The 19,019-nt window shown below is 67.8% G+C and carries 18 protein-coding genes; 3 read left to right on the forward strand and 15 right to left on the reverse strand.

Annotated features, from left to right (window positions below; translation table 11 throughout):
* Nucleotides 1-183: 183 nt before the first annotated feature.
* The 6 genes from AC1DKQ_RS10940 to lysS all read right to left on the reverse strand — a co-directional run bounded on the left by AC1DKQ_RS10940 (nt 184) and on the right by lysS (nt 8,187).
* Complete coding sequence (locus AC1DKQ_RS10940) at nt 184-693, reverse strand: amino-acid N-acetyltransferase (protein WP_476884218.1); 510 nt, start codon at nt 691-693, stop codon at nt 184-186.
* Nucleotides 694-753: 60 nt separating this feature from the next.
* Nucleotides 754-2,871, reverse strand: coding sequence for a S9 family peptidase (locus AC1DKQ_RS10945; protein WP_476918997.1), 2,118 nt, complete (start codon nt 2,869-2,871; stop codon nt 754-756).
* A gap of 155 nt (nt 2,872-3,026) precedes the next feature.
* Nucleotides 3,027-5,519 (reverse strand): ATP-dependent Clp protease ATP-binding subunit, encoded by a 2,493-nt coding sequence (locus AC1DKQ_RS10950; RefSeq protein WP_476884220.1) that lies wholly within the window; start codon nt 5,517-5,519, stop codon nt 3,027-3,029.
* Nucleotides 5,520-5,988: 469 nt separating this feature from the next.
* A complete protein-coding gene (locus tag AC1DKQ_RS10955; RefSeq protein ID WP_476884221.1) occupies nt 5,989-6,315 on the reverse strand; it encodes a histone-like nucleoid-structuring protein Lsr2 in 327 nt (108 codons plus the stop codon).
* A gap of 154 nt (nt 6,316-6,469) precedes the next feature.
* The gene (locus tag AC1DKQ_RS10960; RefSeq protein WP_277525310.1) at nt 6,470-6,652 is read right to left on the reverse strand and encodes a hypothetical protein; all 183 of its coding nucleotides are present in this window, start codon (nt 6,650-6,652) and stop codon (nt 6,470-6,472) included.
* A 2-nt stretch (nt 6,653-6,654) separates the two neighbouring features.
* On the reverse strand, nt 6,655-8,187 hold the full coding sequence (gene lysS, locus AC1DKQ_RS10965; RefSeq protein ID WP_476884223.1) for a lysine--tRNA ligase: 1,533 nt from the start codon (nt 8,185-8,187) through the stop codon (nt 6,655-6,657).
* 98 nt (nt 8,188-8,285) lie between these two features.
* Between lysS and AC1DKQ_RS10970 the strand changes: the two genes are divergently transcribed.
* The 3 genes from AC1DKQ_RS10970 (at nt 8,286) to AC1DKQ_RS10980 (ending at nt 10,897) form a co-directional block, all read left to right on the forward strand.
* Nucleotides 8,286-9,284 carry an alpha/beta fold hydrolase gene (locus AC1DKQ_RS10970; protein ID WP_476884224.1) on the forward strand — a complete coding sequence of 333 codons (999 nt, stop codon included), beginning with the start codon at nt 8,286-8,288 and terminating at the stop codon, nt 9,282-9,284.
* 56 nt (nt 9,285-9,340) lie between these two features.
* Nucleotides 9,341-9,967 carry a thymidine kinase gene (locus AC1DKQ_RS10975; RefSeq protein ID WP_476884225.1) on the forward strand — a complete coding sequence of 209 codons (627 nt, stop codon included), beginning with the start codon at nt 9,341-9,343 and terminating at the stop codon, nt 9,965-9,967.
* A 96-nt stretch (nt 9,968-10,063) separates the two neighbouring features.
* Entirely contained in the window at nt 10,064-10,897 is an 834-nt protein-coding gene (locus tag AC1DKQ_RS10980; RefSeq protein WP_476884226.1) for an alpha/beta fold hydrolase, read from the forward strand.
* 118 nt (nt 10,898-11,015) lie between these two features.
* Here the strand turns inward: AC1DKQ_RS10980 and AC1DKQ_RS10985 are convergent, their stop codons facing one another.
* The 9 genes from AC1DKQ_RS10985 to folP form a co-directional block, all read right to left on the reverse strand.
* Nucleotides 11,016-12,503: an MDR family MFS transporter gene (locus AC1DKQ_RS10985; RefSeq protein WP_476918998.1), complete on the reverse strand. Its 1,488-nt coding sequence runs from the start codon at nt 12,501-12,503 to the stop codon at nt 11,016-11,018.
* A gap of 184 nt (nt 12,504-12,687) precedes the next feature.
* Entirely contained in the window at nt 12,688-13,590 is a 903-nt protein-coding gene (gene panC, locus AC1DKQ_RS10990) for a pantoate--beta-alanine ligase (protein WP_476918999.1), read from the reverse strand.
* A 1-nt stretch (nt 13,591) separates the two neighbouring features.
* Nucleotides 13,592-14,512 carry a Rossmann-like and DUF2520 domain-containing protein gene (locus AC1DKQ_RS10995; protein ID WP_476919000.1) on the reverse strand — a complete coding sequence of 307 codons (921 nt, stop codon included), beginning with the start codon at nt 14,510-14,512 and terminating at the stop codon, nt 13,592-13,594.
* Nucleotides 14,505-16,103: a PH domain-containing protein gene (locus AC1DKQ_RS11000; protein ID WP_476919001.1), complete on the reverse strand. Its 1,599-nt coding sequence runs from the start codon at nt 16,101-16,103 to the stop codon at nt 14,505-14,507. The genes AC1DKQ_RS10995 and AC1DKQ_RS11000 overlap by 8 nt, the downstream gene beginning before the upstream one ends.
* A gap of 18 nt (nt 16,104-16,121) precedes the next feature.
* A complete protein-coding gene (locus AC1DKQ_RS11005) occupies nt 16,122-16,634 on the reverse strand; it encodes a PH domain-containing protein (protein WP_476919002.1) in 513 nt (170 codons plus the stop codon).
* A complete protein-coding gene (locus AC1DKQ_RS11010) occupies nt 16,615-17,139 on the reverse strand; it encodes a DUF3180 domain-containing protein (protein ID WP_476884231.1) in 525 nt (174 codons plus the stop codon). The genes AC1DKQ_RS11005 and AC1DKQ_RS11010 overlap by 20 nt, the downstream gene beginning before the upstream one ends.
* Nucleotides 17,136-17,699 carry a 2-amino-4-hydroxy-6-hydroxymethyldihydropteridine diphosphokinase gene (folK, locus tag AC1DKQ_RS11015; protein WP_476919003.1) on the reverse strand — a complete coding sequence of 188 codons (564 nt, stop codon included), beginning with the start codon at nt 17,697-17,699 and terminating at the stop codon, nt 17,136-17,138. The genes AC1DKQ_RS11010 and folK overlap by 4 nt, the downstream gene beginning before the upstream one ends.
* Entirely contained in the window at nt 17,696-18,055 is a 360-nt protein-coding gene (gene folB, locus AC1DKQ_RS11020; protein WP_476919004.1) for a dihydroneopterin aldolase, read from the reverse strand. The genes folK and folB overlap by 4 nt, the downstream gene beginning before the upstream one ends.
* Before the next feature lie 13 nt (nt 18,056-18,068).
* Nucleotides 18,069-19,013 carry a dihydropteroate synthase gene (folP, locus tag AC1DKQ_RS11025; protein ID WP_476884234.1) on the reverse strand — a complete coding sequence of 315 codons (945 nt, stop codon included), beginning with the start codon at nt 19,011-19,013 and terminating at the stop codon, nt 18,069-18,071.
* Nucleotides 19,014-19,019 lie beyond the last annotated feature (6 nt).

The following is a 19,019-nucleotide window of genomic DNA, read 5'->3' on the forward strand; positions in this document are numbered from 1 at the left end:
AAAAATCACGGCTTTGTGCAATTTTCTGCCTCCGAAAGTATGCGGCCCACCCCCTGGACCGGGATCAGTTTATCCACCAAATTTATTGAAGGGAAGCCCCGGGCAGGCGTCAAGCTCCTCGCGGCCGCCAGTGCGGGCCGCGGAACCCGCCGCACGCTCCCCGGGCGGGCACAGCCGCGGGCGCTACAGCTCCTTGATCATCCTGGTGTTGCCCAGCGTGTTCGGCTTCACCCGCGCCAGGTCCAGGAACTCGGCCACGCCCTCGTCATGCGAGCGCAGGAGCTCGGAGTACACCACGGGGTCGACGGCGGTCTGGTCAGCCATGACTTCAAAGCCGTGCTTCCTGAAAAAATCCACTTCGAACGTCAGGCAGAAGACGCGCGAGACGCCCAGCGCGCGGGCATCCTCCAGCAGACGCTCCACCAGCGCGTGGCCCACGCCCCTGCCGCGCCAGGCATCCGAAGCCGCGAGGGTGCGCACCTCGGCCAGGTCCTCCCACATGACGTGCAGTGCTCCGCAGCCGATCACCTCGCCGTTCTCCGATTCGGCGATCCGGAATTCCTGCAGGCTCTCGTAGTAGGCCACGGTTTCTTTGGCCATGAGGATCCGCTGGTCGGCCAGCGGGGCCACGAGCGTCTTGATGGCGCCAACGTCGCTGGTACGGGCAAGGCGGATGCGGATCGAGTCAGTCACAGCCCAATCCTACGGGCGCCCAGGCCTGGCCGGCTCGCGGCCGGGCCCGTGGCCGCCCTGTCAGAGACCCAGTTCGTCCGGGACGGGAATGTCCTTGTCCAGCAGGTTCCGGGCTAGGAAATGCTCCACCACGCCGTACCAGACCTTGGCGTGCTGCGGTTGCAGGATCCAGTGGTTCTCGTCCGGGAAGTACAGGAAACGGTGGTCCGTTTCGCCGTTTGCGTCGGCCGCCAGCTGTGACTTGGCGAGCAGTTCGTACCAGAGCCGCAGCCCCTCCCCGATCGGCACGCGGTAGTCCTTGTCGCCGTGGATGACCAGCATGGGAGTCCGGATCTTTTCCACGTGCAGATGCGGGGAGTTCTCCAGCGCCATCTCGGCCGTCATCTCCTTGAGCCAGTACTGCGCGGCGTCCGTGGTGGGACCGAACTGGTCAAGGGCCCAGAGGCTGGCGTGAGTGACGATTGCCTTGAAGCGGTCCGTGTGCCCGGCCACCCAGTTGGCCATGTAGCCGCCGAAGGAGCCGCCCATGGCGGCGGTGCGCGTCTCGTCGATGTCTGGGCGCTGCACGACGGCGTCGGTGATGGCCATCAGGTCCGTGAACGGAGCCTTGCCCCATTCCCCCCAGCCGCGCTGGATGTGCTCCTGGCCGTAGCCGGTGGAGAGGGCAGGGTCCGGGAGCAGCACCGCGTAACCGCGCGCCACCAGCAGCCACGGGTTCCAGCGCCAGGTCCAGGCGTTCCAGGATCCCAGCGGGCCGCCGTGGATCCAGAGCAGCAGCGGGGCCGGGTTCGCGGCGGACGCGCCCTCGGGAAGGGCCAGGTACGCGGGCACACGGGCGCCGTCGGCCGCCGTCGTCTCCACGCGCTCCAGCGTCCCCTTGAAGTGCGGGCGCTCCGCGGGCGAGGGCAGGCGGACCACGCCGCCGCCGGCGAGGTCGATCCGCACAGGTTCGGCGGGGAATTCGTAGGAGCTGCGCAGGGCGTAGGCGCTGCGTCCGTCCGGTGCGACGACGACGTCGGTGTACGTGGCGGCGTCGTCCGTCAGGCGGAGCACCTGGCCAGCCTGGCTCCCGGCTGCACCGATCCGGAACACCGGCGAGGCGCCGTCCTCGTCGGCGGTGACCAGCAGCGCCGATCCGTCCGGCAGCCATGCGGCGGGGCGGGCCCAGCGGTCCCAGTCGTGGGCGAGCGGCGTCAGGGCGCCCCCGCCTTCCGCCGGGCCGGTGACGTCGAGCAGGTGCAACTTGACCTGCGGAGCCTCCAGGGGCGTGGTGTCGCTTTCACTGAGCACCACCAGGCTCCGGCCGTCAGGACTGACCGGGCCCGGGAAGTAGCTCAGGCCTTCCGTGTCCAGCAGAACCGTCCGGGTGCCTGTGGCGACGTCGATGGCGACCAGCACGGACCGCGAATCGGCGTTGGCGAGCGGCTTGACGAAGCTGCTGTAGATCATCGCGCCGTCCGGGCTGACCACCGATTCGGCGTCCCTGAGCCGGGTGCCGGCGTCGGGCGTGAGGTTGCGGAGCTTCAGCGGCGGCGCGGCGTCGACGGTGGTCGGTTTGCCGGCCTCCAGCTGCCCTCCGGTTTCGACGGCGAACAGCCGCGGCTGCCCGGGGCCCAGGTCCGCGTCCCAGTAGCGGACGGGGTAGCCGCTGTGCAGGATGGCCGCGACCTTGTTGTCCTTGCGCGCCTTGCGGCGTTCTTCGTCATTGTCCTCGTCCGTGGAGCCAGCCAGCACCGAGGCCGCGACCACCACGGTGTCGGCGTCCTTGGCGGCGTGGACCCCGCCGATTCCGCCGGCGCGGGACAGCGCCACCCGGGCTTCGCCGCCGTCGGACGGGAGGATCCAGAGGGCGCTCACGGGGTCAGCCTCGGGGCTCTCGGGATCGGGGCGGGCAGAGGTGAAGTAGAGGTCGCCGTTGGCGGCAAACACCGCACCGGCCTCCCCCTTGGCGCTGCGCGTGATCCGGCGGGCGTGCTTGACCCCGCCCGGATCTACTTCCCACAGCGCGGTGCAGTATTCGGTGCCCTTCGCGCCGAGGGTCGCCACGGTGGTGACCAGCCGGCTCCCGTCCGGGCTCAGCGTCAAACCGCTGACTTTGGGGATGGCGAGGTAGTGGTCCAGATCGTGGAAGGGGGTCTCGGGTTGTTCGCTCAGGGTCTCTGAGTCCTTGGCAGCCATGCACCGATTCAACACCTTATGTGGCATCGATCACAGAAAGTTCACTGAGAGTGAAACACTGCTTTCAGATACTGAGTGTCGTCGAGCTGGACGCCGGGGGCAACGCAAAGGCCCCGCCGTCCCTTTCGGGACAGCGGGGCCTTTGGTCTTGGTGCTTAGACGCTCGGAGCGATCTCCGGGATGCGCGGCTTGGCGTTGCCGGCGAAGGTGAACTTCGCGTCGTCGCCTTCGCCTTCCACATCCACCACCACGATGTCGCCGGAGTGCAGTTCGCCGAACAGGATCTTCTCGGAGAGCTGGTCCTCGATCTCGCGCTGGATGGTGCGGCGCAGCGGCCGGGCACCCATGGCGGGGTCGTAGCCGCGGGTCGCCAGGAGCACCTTGGCCGCGGACGTGAGCTCGATGCCCATGTCCTTGTCCTTGAGGCGCTTCTCGAGGCGGCCGACGAACATGTCCACGATCTCGATGATCTCGTCCTGGGTCAGCTGCGGGAAGACCACAACATCGTCGACACGGTTCAGGAACTCGGGGCGGAAGTGCTGCTTGAGCTCCTCCGTGACCCGGGCGCGCATCCGGTTGTAGCCGGTCTGCGTGTCGGTGCCGGACTGGAAGCCGGTGGCGACACTCTTGGAGATGTCCCTGGTGCCGAGGTTCGTGGTCATGATGATCACGGTGTTCTTGAAGTCCACCACGCGGCCCTGGGAGTCGGTCAGGCGGCCGTCTTCCAGGATCTGCAGCAGCGAGTTGAAGAGATCGGCGTGCGCCTTCTCCACTTCATCGAACAGGACCACGGAGAACGGACGACGGCGGACCTTCTCCGTCAGCTGGCCGCCTTCCTCGTAGCCCACGTAGCCCGGAGGGGCACCGAAGAGCCGCGAGACCGTGTGCTTCTCCGAGTACTCGGACATGTCCAGGGTGATCAGCGCGTCCTCTTCGCCGAACAGGAACTCGGCGAGGGCCTTCGCCAGTTCGGTCTTTCCGACGCCGGTGGGGCCGGCGAAGATGAACGAGCCGCCCGGACGCTTGGGGTCCTTGAGGCCCGCACGGGTGCGCCGGATTGCCTGGGACAGTGCCCTGATGGCCTCGTCCTGGCCGACAACGCGCTTGTGGAGTTCGTCTTCCATCTTCAGCAGGCGCGAGGACTCTTCCTCGGTCAGCTTGAAGACCGGGATGCCGGTGGAGTTCGCCAGCACTTCAGCGATGAGGTCCTCATCAACTTCGGAGATGTCGTCCATGCCGCCGGTCTTCCACTGGCGTTCCTTCTCGGCGCGCTCGGCAATGAGCTTCTGCTCCTTGTCGCGCAGCGACGCGGCGCCTTCGAAGTCCTGCGCGTCGATCGCGGATTCCTTCTCCAGCTTCATGGCGGCGATCTTCTCGTCCATGACCTTGAGCTCGGGCGGGGCGGTCATGCGGCGGATGCGCAGCCGCGCGCCGGCCTCATCGATCAGGTCGATCGCCTTGTCCGGCAGGAACCGGTCCGAGATGTACCGCTCGGAAAGGCTCGCGGCCGACGCGAGGGCGCCGTCGGTGATGGTGACGCGGTGGTGTGCCTCATACCGGTCGCGAAGGCCCTTAAGGATCTCGATCGCGTGCGCAACGGAGGGTTCCTTGACCTGGATCGGCTGGAAACGGCGCTCCAGCGCGGCGTCCTTCTCGATGTGCTTGCGGTATTCGTCCAGCGTGGTGGCACCGATGGTCTGGAGTTCGCCGCGGGCCAGCATGGGCTTCAGGATCGAGGCCGCATCGATGGCGCCTTCAGCGGCTCCGGCACCCACCAGGGTGTGGATCTCATCGATGAACAAGATGATGTCGCCGCGGGTGCGGATCTCCTTGAGGACCTTCTTCAGGCGCTCTTCGAAGTCACCGCGGTAGCGGGAGCCGGCCACGAGGGACCCGAGGTCCAGGGTGTACAGCTGCTTGTCCTTGATGGTTTCCGGGACATCGCCACGCACGATCGCCTGGGCGAGGCCCTCGACGACGGCGGTCTTGCCGACGCCCGGTTCGCCGATCAGCACGGGGTTGTTCTTGGTGCGCCGGGAAAGGACTTGCATGACGCGTTCCATTTCCTGCTCGCGGCCTATCACGGGGTCCAGTTTGTTCTCGCGCGCCGCCTGGGTGAGGTTGCGGCCGAACTGGTCCAGGACGACGGAACCCGCGGGGGTGCCCTCGGCCTGCCCGGGACCGACGCCGGCGCCCGTGGTTTCCTTGCCCTGGTAGCCCGAGAGCAGCTGGATGACCTGCTGGCGGACCCGGTTCAGGTCGGCGCCGAGCTTGACGAGCACCTGGGCGGCAACGCCCTCGCCCTCCCGGATGAGGCCGAGGAGGATGTGCTCGGTACCGATGTAGTTGTGGCCCAACTGCAGGGCCTCGCGGAGCGAGAGCTCCAGGACCTTCTTGGCACGAGGGGTAAAGGGGATGTGGCCGGAAGGTGCCTGCTGGCCCTGGCCGATGATCTCCTGGACCTGCTCGCGGACACCGTCGAGCGAAATGCTCAAGGATTCAAGGGCTTTGGCGGCAACACCTTCACCCTCATGGATCAGACCCAAGAGGATGTGTTCGGTACCAATGTAATTGTGGTTCAGCATGCGTGCCTCTTCTTGGGCAAGCACAACTACGCGACGGGCACGGTCCGTAAATCGCTCAAACATTTCGCCACACTCCTAGCTACGACGTACTTTGATGCTACGTGGCCGGGTTCCAGAATTGGGGCTTGTTCGCCACAGGGGAAACCGGAGGGTTGCGCATCGCTGCCCGGACGCCCCTCCCGGCAGGGGCGGGATGGGCCAGAACCCGTCCCGGGCGGGCGCAACCGGCCGGGCCGGGCGGTTCCTTCCGGCACCTACCGGTAGGGCAGGCGGCAGCGCCAGGTGTGTTCTTCGGCGCTTACTCGGGGGCGGGCGCAGTCCGGCCCGAAAGGCGTGCCGCCGTCGGCATGGCAATGCCCCCGCTAGATAACGGGGGCATTGACATTTGACCGTGACGTCATTGGGACCTCATTGCGACTTCACCGCGAATCCACTGCAACTTTTTTGCGACTTGATTGCGCCTGTGGACTTGTTGAGACGTGATTGTCTCTTGATACCAGGCCGTGATACTGCGCCACCCTGCGAGTCCTGGCTAGGAATTAGCCTTTTGGTAGGCTTCCTGAATTTCGGCCTGGATACGACCGCGGCTGTTTACCGCATAGCCGTTGTCCCGTGCCCACTGTCGGATCTGGGCAGAGTCCTGATTCCGTCCGCTGGAAACTTTCGAGCGCGTGGCGCGTCCGCTGGACGTCTTGCGTGCGTGCGATACAAATCGCTCTACCGCGGAGCGCAGCTCTGAAGCATTGCTTGACGACAGGTCAATTTCGTAGCTGACGCCGTCAAGGCCAAACCGGACAGTTTCGTCCGCGGATCCCCCATCCAGATCATCAACGAGGATGATTTTTACTTTCTGTGCCATAAAGGACTCTCTTTCCAAAGATCGAGCGTTAAGAAAAGCAGGATGTATCTGGAATAAGTATCCTCCGCGTTACAGCAGGGAGTCAAAGCGCAAAACTTCTGTTCAAAGGAAAACCACAGGCGGCAATAGGGAACTATTACTTCGTTCCGGGTAATTAGCCCCCGAGGGCGCCGGAATCCTGCTCCCGGTTTTGAGCTTCCGCTCGCGCTTCCGCTTCGGCATGGGCGCGGGCTTCTGCCTGCCGCTCCGATTTGTCGGCATTGAATATGGATTTCATGGCAAACCAGAAAAGCAGGCCCACCACGATGGGGGGCAGCAATACGGCGATATAGTCCATGCTCAGTGTCCTTCGGGCTTCAAAAGGGGGAAGAGGATCGTTTCGCGGATACCGGCGCCGGTGAAGAGCATCACGAGGCGGTCGATGCCCAGGCCGATTCCACCCATGGGCGGCGCGCCGTACTCGAGGGCACGGAGGAAGTCTTCGTCCAGCTGCATAGCCTCCACGTCGCCCGCGGCGGACCGGCGGGACTGTTCGGTGAGGCGTTCGCGCTGGATCACCGGGTCAATCAGTTCGGAGAACGCCGTGCCCCGCTCCATGCCGCCGATGATGAGGTCCCAGGCCTCGATCAGGCGGCCGTCTTCGCGGTGCTGGCGGGCCAGCGGCTGGGCGGACGGCGGATAGTTGTAGACGAACGTGGGGTTCATCAATGTGGGTTCCACCAGTTCGCCGAAGAGTTCGACTACGAGCTTCTCGGCGTCCCAGCCGGCGTCGACCTTGACCTCGTGCTTGGCGGCCAGTTCCAGCAGTTCCGCAACCGGGGTGTCCGGGGTCACTTCCTGACCCACGAATTCGGACAACCCCGGGTAGACCGCCAGCCAGGTCCAGTCGCCGTCGAGGTTGATCTCCCCGGCTTCGGTCTGCAGCACGCGGCCCACACCGGCCGCGTCGGCGGCGTCCAGGATGATCTCCTTGATCCGGTCCGCCATGACGAACTGGTCCGCCCACGCCTCGTAGGACTCCAAGGTGGTGAACTCGGGGCTGTGCGTGGAGTCCACCCCTTCGTTGCGGAAGACCCGGCCCATGTCGTAGACGCGGTCGATCCCGCCGACCACCGTGCGCTTGAGGTAGAGCTCGGTGGCGATGCGCAGCGTCATTTTCTGGTCGAAGGCGTTCATGTGCGTCTCGAAGGGACGGGCCGTGGCGCCGCCGTGAACCAGCTGCAGCATGGGGGTTTCCACCTCAACGTAGCCCTGGCGGTGCAGGGTTTCGCGGATGGAGCGGGTGATCGCGGCGCGGGTGTAAACCATCTCCCGGGCTTCGTCGCGGACAATGAGGTCCACGTAGCGCTGGCGGACGCGCGTTTCTTCATTCAGCTCGGCGTGCAGCACCGGCAGCGGGCGCAGCGCCTTCGAGGCCATGGTCCAGGAATCCGCCATGACGGACAGCTCGCCGCGGCGCGATGAGATGACCTCGCCCTTGACGAAGACGTGGTCGCCGAGGTCCACGAGGGACTTCCACTCAGCGAGCGCCTCCTCACCGATGTTGGCCAGGCTCAGCATGACCTGCAGCCGGACGGCCTTGCCGTCCACGCCGCCCTCCTGGAGGGTGGCGAAGCAGAGCTTGCCCGTATTGCGGATGAAGACAATGCGGCCGGTCACGCCGACGGTGTCGCCGGTGGTTTCATCGGCCTGCAGGTAGGCGTATTTCTCACGGATTTCCGTGAGCGAGTGTGTGCGTTCGACACCCACCGGATATGCCTCGACGCCGCTTTCAATCAGCTTGGCGCGCTTCTCCATGCGGATGCGGGTCTGCTCGCTGGCATCGTGCGGCTCGGCGGCGGTGTTCGGGGCGGGGGTGTTTTGGGAAGTCACAATCCCCAAGTTTACCGTCGATTTGCGCCCGGGCAGGTCCCGGTCCGGTTCTGGCGGGCGTAGCCGGGCAGACAGGGTGCGGGAATAGACTCAGGGCTGTGGAGACATGGACTGTGAGGACCGACGACGGCGAGGGGCACCTCGAGCTGCACACCATCCGTCCGGTGGTGCGGGCGCCGGGCGGCCCGGGCGCATCCGCCGCCATTGCGGCGCAATCTCAAAAACCCCGCGGTGAAGGGTCCGGCGTCGTCATCGTGCACGGGACGCTGATCACCGACAAGCTCTACCTGCCGTTTGCAAGGAAACTCGTCCGGCTGCTGGGCACCCCTGTGCACTGCTACAACCGGCGCGGGCGCGCCGGTTCCTCGCCCCAGCCCGCCGACTATTCTGCCGCCACGGAGGTGGCCGACCTGGCCACCGTGCTCCGTGAGACCGGGGCCAGCGACATCGTGGCCCACAGTTACGGCGGGTTTGTGGCCCTGCAGGGCGCCCGCAGCCTGCCGATCCGCCGCATGGTGACCTACGACGCGGCCGTCAGCGTCTCCGGGAACCTCAGCCAGCGCTGGCGGCCGGAGCTTGAACGTTCCGTGGCCTCCGGCCAGCTTGACGACGCCTGGGCGCATTTGGTGCAGGGCCTGGAGACGGCGGGGCCGGTGTCCCGGCTGCCGCTGGGCGCGCTGCGCATGCTGAGCATCCTCTCGGCCCGGACCAACCTGGGGGCGGAAATGCGGGAACTGCTTCCCACGGCTGTTGCGGAGATGCGCGCCGTGCTGGCCGCCGACGCCGAACTCGGTGAGTTTGCCGCCATCACCACGCCCACGCTCATGCTCAGCGGCGGCTGGAGCCCTCCCTACTTCGCCGAGACGGGCCGCCAGCTCGCCGACGCCGTCCCGGCGCTCAGCTTCGCCGTGGTTCCCGGGCAACTCCACGAAGGCCCCATCCGGCCGGGGAACCGGCTGGCCCTCCGCGCGGCACGGTTCCTGCTCGGCGGGACCGGCGCTGTGACCCGGCCCTCCGGCAGCCTGACGGCCGGGGGCATGGCAGGCATTGCCGGACGCGTGCCGGCCCGGTGGCGGCGGATTGGGTCCGGCGGCTGACGGCAGCGCGGCGGCCGACCGCTAGAATCGGGGGCGACCCTTTCGAAAGGACCCCCTTGGCCAAGCTCTACTTCCGCTTCGGCGCCATGAACTCCGGCAAATCTACGGGGCTGCTGCAGGCGGCGTTCAACTATGAGGAACGCGGGCAGCGGGTTCTGCTGGCGAAGCCGGACGTGGACACCAAAGGCGACTCCGACGTCGTGTCCCGCCTGGGCATGACCCGTTCGGTGGACTTCCTGATCCCCGCCGGCGCATCGGCCCGCGGGCTTTTCACCGCCCAGGCCCACGGTGACGATCCCGACGCCCTTCTGCAGCACGTGGACACCGCACCGGTGGCCTGCTTGCTGGTTGACGAGGCCCAGTTCCTGGAACCGGAGCAGGTGGACGATCTCTTCCGCATCGCGGTCCTGGACAACGTCCCCGTGCTCGCCTACGGCATCCGCACCGATTTCCGGACCCGCGCCTTCCCCGGGTCCCTTCGGCTCCTGGAGATTGCGCACACCGTCGAAGAACTCAAGACCATCTGCCGCTGCGGACGGAAGGCTATCTTCAACACCCGGCGGATCGGGGACCAGGTGGTCTTTGACGGGAACCAGGTTGCGATCGACGGCCAGGACGTCTGGTACGAGTCGCTCTGCGGCGCCTGCTACCTCGAGGCTTCCGGCGGCCGGCTGGGCAACTAGCTGCACTGTGCCCGGGCAGTGCCGTGCCCGATTGACCTGCCCTCTACTGAGTTGTGGCTTACTGCAGTGGGGCGCGGCCTCGGCTAGGCTCGGAGCATGACCCGCGAGAACATCAGAACCCCCGACGGCGGAACGATCGAGCTTTTCAGCACGGGCGCCGAGCTCGCCTCGGCGGGCTCGGGAATCGTCGTCGTGCCGGCCTCGATGGTGACGGCCGCCGATTACACGCGTTTCGCGCAGAAACTCAGCGCGTCACTTGGCCGGCCGGTGCACACCTTCAACCGTCGCGGCCGCGGCACGTCCTCCCCGCAGCCGGAGGACTACACCCTGGACGTGGACATCCACGATCTCGACGCCGTCATGAAGCAAACGTCCAGTACGGACGTCTTCGGCCACAGCTTCGGCGGGGCGGTGGCCCTGCACGCGGCCCGCACCCTGCCGGTGGAGCGGCTGGCTGTCTACGACCCCGCCGTGTCCGTCAACCACAGCGTGACGGCGGACTGGACGCCCGAATACGAGCGGGCGACCGCGGCCGGCGACGACGACCGCGCCCTCGCCGTCCTGCTCAGAGGACTCGAGACCGGCAGCGCCCTGTCCCGGATGCCGCTGTCAATGTTGACGCTGGCGAACAAGCTTTCGGCGGGCACGCCGATGGGCAAGCAGCTGCGCGACCTCATGCAGACCGGTGTCCGCGAGATTAAGGCGATCATCGCCGCAGATATGCCGGCAGAGCCGTTCCTGGAACTTCCGCTGGAGACGCTGATCATTGTGGGCGAGAAGAGCCCGGCATACTTCGGCGTGGCCTGTGCCCAGATCCACGATGTCCTCTCCGGTTCCAGCTACACGATCCTGCCCGGCATGGGCCACGACGGTGTCAACAAGGCGCCGGACAAGCTGATCGCCGAACTCAGCGCGTTTTACGCGGGCTGACCCGCGTAAGTCCAACGCAAAACCAACCAACGCAAACCAACGCGGGGTCATTTCGCGCCCATCCGCCCCTAGGACATGGGCGCGAAGTGACCCCGCGTTGCTCTTAGTGGCGTCGCTGTTAGTGTGCGGGCTGTGCCGCGCCGGCGGTCTTGCGCATCATGGTAGACAGCACGACGGCGGCGAGGGCTATGACAGCCGCCGTCAGGAATGCGGCGTGCATGCCGGCAACCATTCCCGAGGACTCCGCCACCACCGCGTAGATCGAGACCAGGAGCGCCGTGCCAGCGGCGCCGGCTACCTGCTGCAGGGTGCTCATGATGGCCGAGCCGTGGGAGTAAAGGTGCGGTGGCAGCGGGTTCAGGCCCGTCGTGAAAGCAGGCGTGAACAGCAGTGCCAGGCCCAGGCTCAGCGCCACGTGCAGGGCAATGATCCACCCCAACGGTGAGCCGGCGTCCAGCATTGAGAACTGCCAGAGGGACAGCACCATCATCACCGAGCCCGTCACTGTCAGCGGCAGCGGCCCGACCCTGTCGAACACGCGGCCGATGAACGGCCCCAGCAGGCCCATGGCCAGGCCACCCGGAAGCAGCACCAGGCCGGTCTCGAGTGACTTCAGGCCGCGGATCTCCTGCAGGTACAACGGCAGCAGGATCACCGCGCCGAACAAGGCGATCATGGCCACGACCAGCAGCAGCACGGACACGGTGAACATCCGGAAAGTGAAGGCGCGCAGGTCCAGCAGGGGGCCGTCGCTCTTCTGCAGCTTCAGCTGGCGCAGGACGAACGCGGTCAGGGAAACCACGCCGACGGCCAGGGCCACCACGGCCGGGGTGCGGGAGCCGGCCTGGCCGCCGCCGATCTGGCTCAGGCCGTACACCAGGCCGCCGAATGCGGGGACCGTGAGCACCACCGAGAGTGCATCAAGCCGGGTCTTTTCGGAGGTGCCGATGTTGGTCAGGTATTTGGCCCCGATGGCCAGCGCGGCCAGGGCGATCGGCAGCACGAAGACGAACATGAACCGCCAGGAAAAGTGCTCGAGGATCAGGCCGGAAACCGTGGGGCCCATGGCCGGCGCAACCGAAATGGCGATGCTGACATTGCCCATGACGGCGCCGCGGCGTTCCAGCGGCACGAGCGTGAGGATGGTGGTCATCAGGAGCGGCAGCATGATGGCTGTGCCGCCGGCCTGGACGATGCGGGCCAGCAGCAGGACTTCGAAGCCCGGCGCGAGGGCGGCCAGCAGCGTGCCGCCGGAGAACAGCCCCATGGCCAGCATGAACACGGCACGGGTGGACAGCCGCTGCAGGATGAACCCGGTGGTGGGGATCACCACAGCCATGGTGAGCATGAAGCCGGTGGAGAGCCACTGCACGGTGGGCGCATCGATGTTCAGGTCCACCATCAGCCGCTGCAGGGCCACGTTCATGATGGTCTCGTTGAGGATCACCACGAACGTGGCCACGAGCAGCGTGACGATGATGGTTACGGACTCCCGGGACATCTTCGCCGGCGTTGTCGGCGCGGCGGGCACGTTCCGCGCGGGGATGGTGGGGGCAGCGCCCGGTGCGGGATCGCCAGAGGCGTTGGACGAGACGTCTGTTGACATGGGAATTCCCTCAGGGAGTTTGGTGTGGGTCCGGCGAGCGTCGGCGCTGCTGCAGATTCCAACAGTCTAAGGCCCGGGGGCATTCCCGTCGCCACAAAAGCAACGCGGGGTCAGATACGGCCGATGAAGTGCCTCGGGATGGGCCGTATCTGACCCCGCGTTGCTTTTTGGTGGCGGGGTTGTGTTAGGAGTTCAGGGGCGCGTTGTCGATGAGGCGGACGGGGCCCACCTTGGCGGCGATGATCGCCAGGCCCTCGCCGCGGAACGGGGTGTCCTGGCAGTTCTCCGCGAGGGGCTCGAGGGTGCGCGGATCCACCACGTCGAAATAGTCCAGTTCCACGAGCGGCTGGGACCGGACCAGGGCCTGAGCGGAGTCGACGTCCAGTGGCTCATGCGCGTTGGCACGCGCCTCGATGAGCCGCAGCGCCCGGGAAAGGACCAGGGCGGCCTCGCGCTGGTCCTCGGAGAGGAAGCGGTTGCGGCTGGACAGTGCCAGGCCGTCGGCCGATCGGACAATGGGCACGGGCACGATCTCCACGGGGAAATTCAGGTCCGCCACCATGCGCTGGACCAGCGCCAGTTGCTGCGCGTCCTTCTGGCCAAAGTAGGCGCGGTAGGCCGGCTGGCCTCCGCCCGGCAGCCCGGCGCCAGGGATGCCGTAGTGCAGCAGTTTCGCGACGACGGTCAGGGCCCCGTCGAAGTGTCCGGGCCGGGACGCGCCCTCCCACTTTTCACCAAGGGGTCCCGCCGTGATCCGCACCAGGGGTGCCCCGCCGGGGTAGACCTCCTCAACGCTCGGCGCAAACGCCAGGTCCACGCCCTCGGCGTCGAGCAGCGCGAGGTCCGCATCCAGCGTCCGGGGGTAGCGGTCCAGATCCGCGGCCTCGCCAAACTGCAGCGGGTTAACGAAGATGCTGGCCACCACGACGTCGTTCTGGGCAACGGCTGTCCGGGCCAGCTGGGCATGCCCCTCATGCAGGGCGCCCATGGTGGGCACGAGCCCCTGGGACACGCCGCCCTTCTGCGCCAGCAGCCGGGCGCTGGCGGCGCGGAGCTGGTCAGCCGTGGTGACGAGTTGGATTGTCATGTCAGGGTCCTTCCGGGGCGGGCGTCCCGTTCTGGCCGGGGCCGCCGAGCGCCTGTTCGATGCCGTCGAGTTGTTCCGGCTTCAGGAGCCCGCGGCTTCCTGCCCGGCGGGCTGTCGCCCGGGCCATGGCCAGGTACGCCTCAAGAATATCGCCGGCGGCGCCGTCGTCGTACTCGCGGAGGGCGCCCGCGTGGGCGGCAACGGTGCCCATGTCACCGCGGGCAACAGGTCCGGTCAGGGCCGATTCGCCGGAGGCGAGGGCGTTCTCGAGGGTGGCGCGGAGCAGCGGGCCCAGCATCCGGTCCGGTGCGTCGACGCCGACGTCGCGGAGCAGCTGCGAGGCCTGCGCCACGAGCGTGACCAGGTGGTTGGAGCCGTGCGCGAGGGCAGCGTGGTAGAGGACGCGGTCCGCCTCGGCGATCGCGACGGGCTCGGCGCCCATTTCGACGACGAGTGCCTGGGCGATCGGCAGCATCGCGGCGTCGGCCGTGACGCCAAAAGTACAATCCAGGAGCCTCGTGAGGTCAAGGCTCATGCCCGTGAATGTCATGGCCGGGTGCAGTGCGAGCGGCACGGCGCCGGCGGCACGGACCGGGTGCAGGATCCCGACGCCGAAGCGCCCGGAGGTGTGCGCCACGAGCTGGCCGGGCTGCCAGGCGCCGAGCTTGGCCAGGCCGTTCACGAGCGGGCCCAGGGCATCGTCCGGGACGGCCAGCAGGACCAGCTCGGCGCGCTCCACGATGTCCTGCACGTCCAGGATCGGGACGCCGGGCAGGAGAGTTTCGACGCGGTCCCGGCTGGCATCCGAAACGGCGGACGCCCCGATGACGGCGTGCTCTGCTCCGCGCAGCGCCGCCCCCAGGACAGCGCCGACCTTCCCTGCGCCAATGATTCCGACGCCAAGGCGTCCTGGTTTAGCCATGATGCGGGCCTTCCTGAGGGTGGTCTGCGGGTGGTGCGGCCGGCTGGGCCGCCGGCTCCATCCAGTGCTCGCTCTTCTGGCGCTTGCGCGCGGCGCGGGCACGGGCGGACTGGGCATCGAACAGGGCCCGGGCTTCGTCGAGGCCGGCCTGGATGAGCCGCGGCGCCACCGGACCGGCCGTGGTGTGCAGGACCAGGTCCGCCACCCGGAACCTGCGGGCGAGCGGGCCCTGCTGCAGTGCCATGGACTGGGTGCGCTGGTGCGGCACCACCACCAGGGCCCGCCACCACCGGCCCGACCTCAGGAGCAGAGCGGTCTCCGTTGCGGTGAAACCGTTGCGCCGCCAGCCCAGCGGCGCCAGGAACCGGGCCCGGCGCGGGCTGGTGACGAAGCCGCCGTCGGTGTCCTGGCCGCCGCCGCCAGGAGTCCCGGCGGCGTCCGCGAGACCGGTGATCCCTGCGGTGAACACGCCCAGCGGATCCGGCGTTCCGGGATCCGGGAGGACTAGGGACAGGATTTCCAGGACGTCGGCGACGGATCCGACCGGAAGCAGCGTGGTCCGGGCCGTCCCTTCGCCGGCGCTGGCGGCCAGGCCGTAGCCGGCCACGTTGACCTGGATCCGGTACCAGCCGAATATCCGCCACAGCGGCGGCTGGCTGACCTTCAGCGCCTGGATCCTGCCGGGCGGCACAGTCTGCGCCTGCGTGTCCAGCAGGCCGTAGCGCAGCCGGATGCCGTCCGGGGAAATGGCGGCCGTGAAGTTGTAGCCCTTGTTGAACGAGGACCAGTACGAGGCGACGAGTCCGATCGCGGCAGGGATCAGGAAGACCACGAAGCTGCGGTTTTCGGTGACGGCGGACAGCAGCACGGAGGCGATGCCGCCGGCCAGGATCACGACGCTTTGTTCGCTCAGGAGCAGCGAGCCCACCAGGCGCGGCGGCGGCACGGTCAGCACCACCTGTTCCGGGGCCTCCACGGCGGCGGTCGCCAGCTCTCCGGACTCCGGGTCTCCCGGCTCCGGCGACAGCGACAGCGACAGCGTCCTGCTCGAGGCACCGGAGGCGCGGGCCAGGATTGTCGCGCGGAGCTGCCGGGCCTCGTCCGCGCGCAGGTAAGCCAGGCGCACCGCGGATTCGCCGGCGTCTGCGACTTCGAACCTCAGTTCAGCGAGTCCGAAGATCCGTGCCAGCAGGGGCTGCACGACGTCGATTGCCTGCACCCGGTCCAGCCTGGCCTGCCGCTGCTGCTTGAAGAGGAAACCGGTGTTGACGCGCACGTAGCCGCCCGCCACCTGGTAGCGGGTGAAGTACCAGCTCAGGACGTAGCCGCAGACAGTCAGCAGCAGCAGCGTGCCGCCGCCGAGCAGCAGCCACGGCGCCCGTCCGGCGAGCCGCTCGTCAAAGAGCGGACCGCCCTGGAGCAGGCGTTCGAAACTGTCGCGTCCAAAAAAGAACAACAGAGCAACCAGGGCCACCCAGCCACGGACAAAGGGCGAGGCCGGGTGCACGCGCAACCAGTCGGCGTCGGCATTTCCGGCATTAGCAGCTGCGTCGGCACCGGCGCGTCCAGCACCCTCCGGTGTCACCGCCATACCGTCACGATCGTCCCGTCACAACCCGGCCAGCCGGGCTTCGCCGCGGGCGGACAGCTGTTCGCGGAGCCGGGCCCCTTCGCTGGCGGGCAGGCCGGGAATCTCGGCGCTGGTCGCGGCGGCGGCGGTGTGAAGCTTGAGGGTGCACAGGCCCAGCGGACGCTCCACCGGGCCCACCGCGATGTCCACGTACTGCATCCGCCCGTAAGGGACCACGAGGGTGCGCTGGAAGAAGATGCCGCGCCGGATCAGGAGGTCGTCCTCCCGCTCGGCGTAGCCGATCGAACGCACCTGCCGAGGAATCAGCAGGAGCCGCCACAGCGCCAGAAGCAGCCAGACGGCGGGAACGGCGACGCCCAGCCAGACGGGCGGCCAAGTCCACACACCGGTCAGCACCAGGAGTAGGGGAAGGGACAGCAGGGACACCGCAATCAGGTTTCCCAGCGCCCACCCCGCGAGGCGGACCTTGACGTACTTCGGTGACACCCTGAGCCAGTCGAGGCCCGGCGGATCAATCGCTTCGGTACGCATATTCGCCTTCCGACGAGGGCTTGCTGCGTTTTCCCTGCACGCCGGGCCGGGATTCGGCGTCGCCGTCTTCAGGCGGAATCCGGCAGAACCGCTCGACGACGAGCCCCACGATCACCATGATCAGCCCGCCGCCGGCCATCGCCAGGGCCTGCCACGTGAGGTCCTGGTTGCTGCGCAGGTTCCACAGCCGAAGTTGCTCCACCAGGATTCCCGCGTGCCAGCCCAGCAGGACCGTGCCGGTGTAGGCGCAGGCCTGGGCCAGGACCAGCGTCCAGGCAGCCAGGATGGGGTTGAGGATCTTCTTCTTCTTGCCGTTGCGCCAACGGAGCACGCGGATGCCCAGCACCAAGGTGAGCGCCACGATCACCCCCATGGTCAGCAGCCCTGTCAGCGGCAGCACCGGGGTGGCGAGGCTGTAGCGGCCCGAGATCATGGTGGCGGACCAGCCGGCCACGGCCACGACCACGCAAATGGCCAGCAGGAGCAGGGGGCTGGTCAGCTTCACGGGCGCTCCGCCGCGCCGGACACGCCCGTGCGCTCTGTGACATCCGCTGCTCCGTGGTTCTGGAAGCCGTCAAACGTCGTGAGGTCGCCGAAATCGGCGGCCTTCGCTGCGAGGTCCCCCACGCGTTCGCCGTTGAGCTCCGCCGCGGGATCGATCAGCGACCACGGATAGAGCACGAAGGCCCGTTCGGCGGCCCGGGGATGGGGCAGCGTGAGCTCGGGGTCAGAGCTCACCACGTCTCCGTAGGTGATGATGTCCACGTCAAGGGTCCGCGGGCCCCACCGGACCTCGCGCACCCGCAAATGCTTCTGCTCCACGGCATGGCAGTGCTCCAGCAGCTCGCGCGGCGGCAGGGACGTCTCGACGGCAATCACCATGTTCAGGAAGTCAGGCTGGCCCGGCGGCCCGCCCACGGCCTTCGTCTGGACGATCGGCGAGATGGCCAGCAGGCGCACCTCCGGCGGGTCGACAAGATCCGCGACGGCGGCGGACAGGGTGTCGCTGCGCTCCCCCAGGTTGCTGCCGAGCGCGATCACGGCGCGGGTGTAGAGCGGGCTCACGACCGGCTCCGGTGCACGCTGACGGAGACGTCGCCGAAGTCGACTTCGATCGGGGCCTTGGGCTTGTGCACGGTGACGTCCACGGCGGCCACCGGGAATTTCTCCAGCACGTCCTCGGCGATCCGCACGGCGAGGGCCTCGATCAGGTTCAGCGGTCCGCCGATGATCCAGTCGCGGATGCAGTTGGCCACTTCGCCGTAGTGCGCGGTATCCAGGACGTCGTCGGAAGCCGCGGCCTTGCTGAAATCCAGGTGCAGCACAGCGTCAACAACGAACGGCTGGCCGTCGCGGCGCTCGAAATCGAACACACCGTGATGGCCGACGGCGGTGACGCCGCTCAGCGTGATCTGGTCCATGGCGGCCGCCGGATCAGTTGGTGCCGGCGGCAGCAGCCGTTGCCGGGTGCGTCGGGGGGACCATGCGGGCGGCGACCTTGACGGCGTCGAGGCTCGCGCCGACGTCGTGCACGCGCACAGCCCAGGCGCCGCGGAACGCGCTGATGGCGGTCACGGCGGCAGTGGCGGCGTCGCGTTCCACCGGCTGGGCCGCTTTGCCGGCCACGGTCAGGAGGCTGCCGAGAAAGCGTTTGCGGGAGCCGCCGACGAGGACCTTGTGGCCCATGGCCTGCAGCACATCCAGGTGCTGCAGGAGCTCCCAGTTCTGGACGTCGTTCTTGGCGAAGCCCAGTCCCGGGTCCACAATGATCTGCTCCGGGGCGACACCGGCGGAGTACAGCTTGTCGCGGATGCCGGCGAGTTCCGTCACGACTTCCCCGGCCACATCGCGGTAGTCCGTCAGGGAATTCATGGTGCTGGCGTCGCCGCGGCGGTGCGTCAGGATGTAGGGGACCTTGGTCCGGGCGGCCAGTTCCGCCATTTCCGGCTCCAGGGTCAGACCCGAAACGTCGTTGATGATCGCGGCGCCGGCCTTCAGGGCTGCAGCCGCCGTCGCGGCGTGCGTGGTGTCGATGCTGACGAGGGCGCCGGCCTTGACCAGGGCCTCGATGACCGGCAGGACCCGGCGCTGTTCCTCGTCCACGTCCACCGCCGCGGCGCCCGGGCGGGTGGATTCGCCGCCGACGTCGATGATGTCCGCCCCGGCGTAGAACATCCGCAGCCCGGCCGCGATGGCCGTGTCCGGCGTCGGGTGCGATCCGCCGTCGCTGAAGGAATCAGGGGTGACGTTAAGGATTCCCATGACGAGTGTCCGGTCCGTGGGCAGGTCCTGGAACTTCGCCGCCGGGCGCGGCTTGCGCAGGATCGGCAGTGGCGAGGTGGCGGGGCCGGTCCCCGGGGCTGCAGCTAGGGAGTCCATAGTCTG

This window comes from Arthrobacter sp. 05L421, assembly GCF_056397785.1.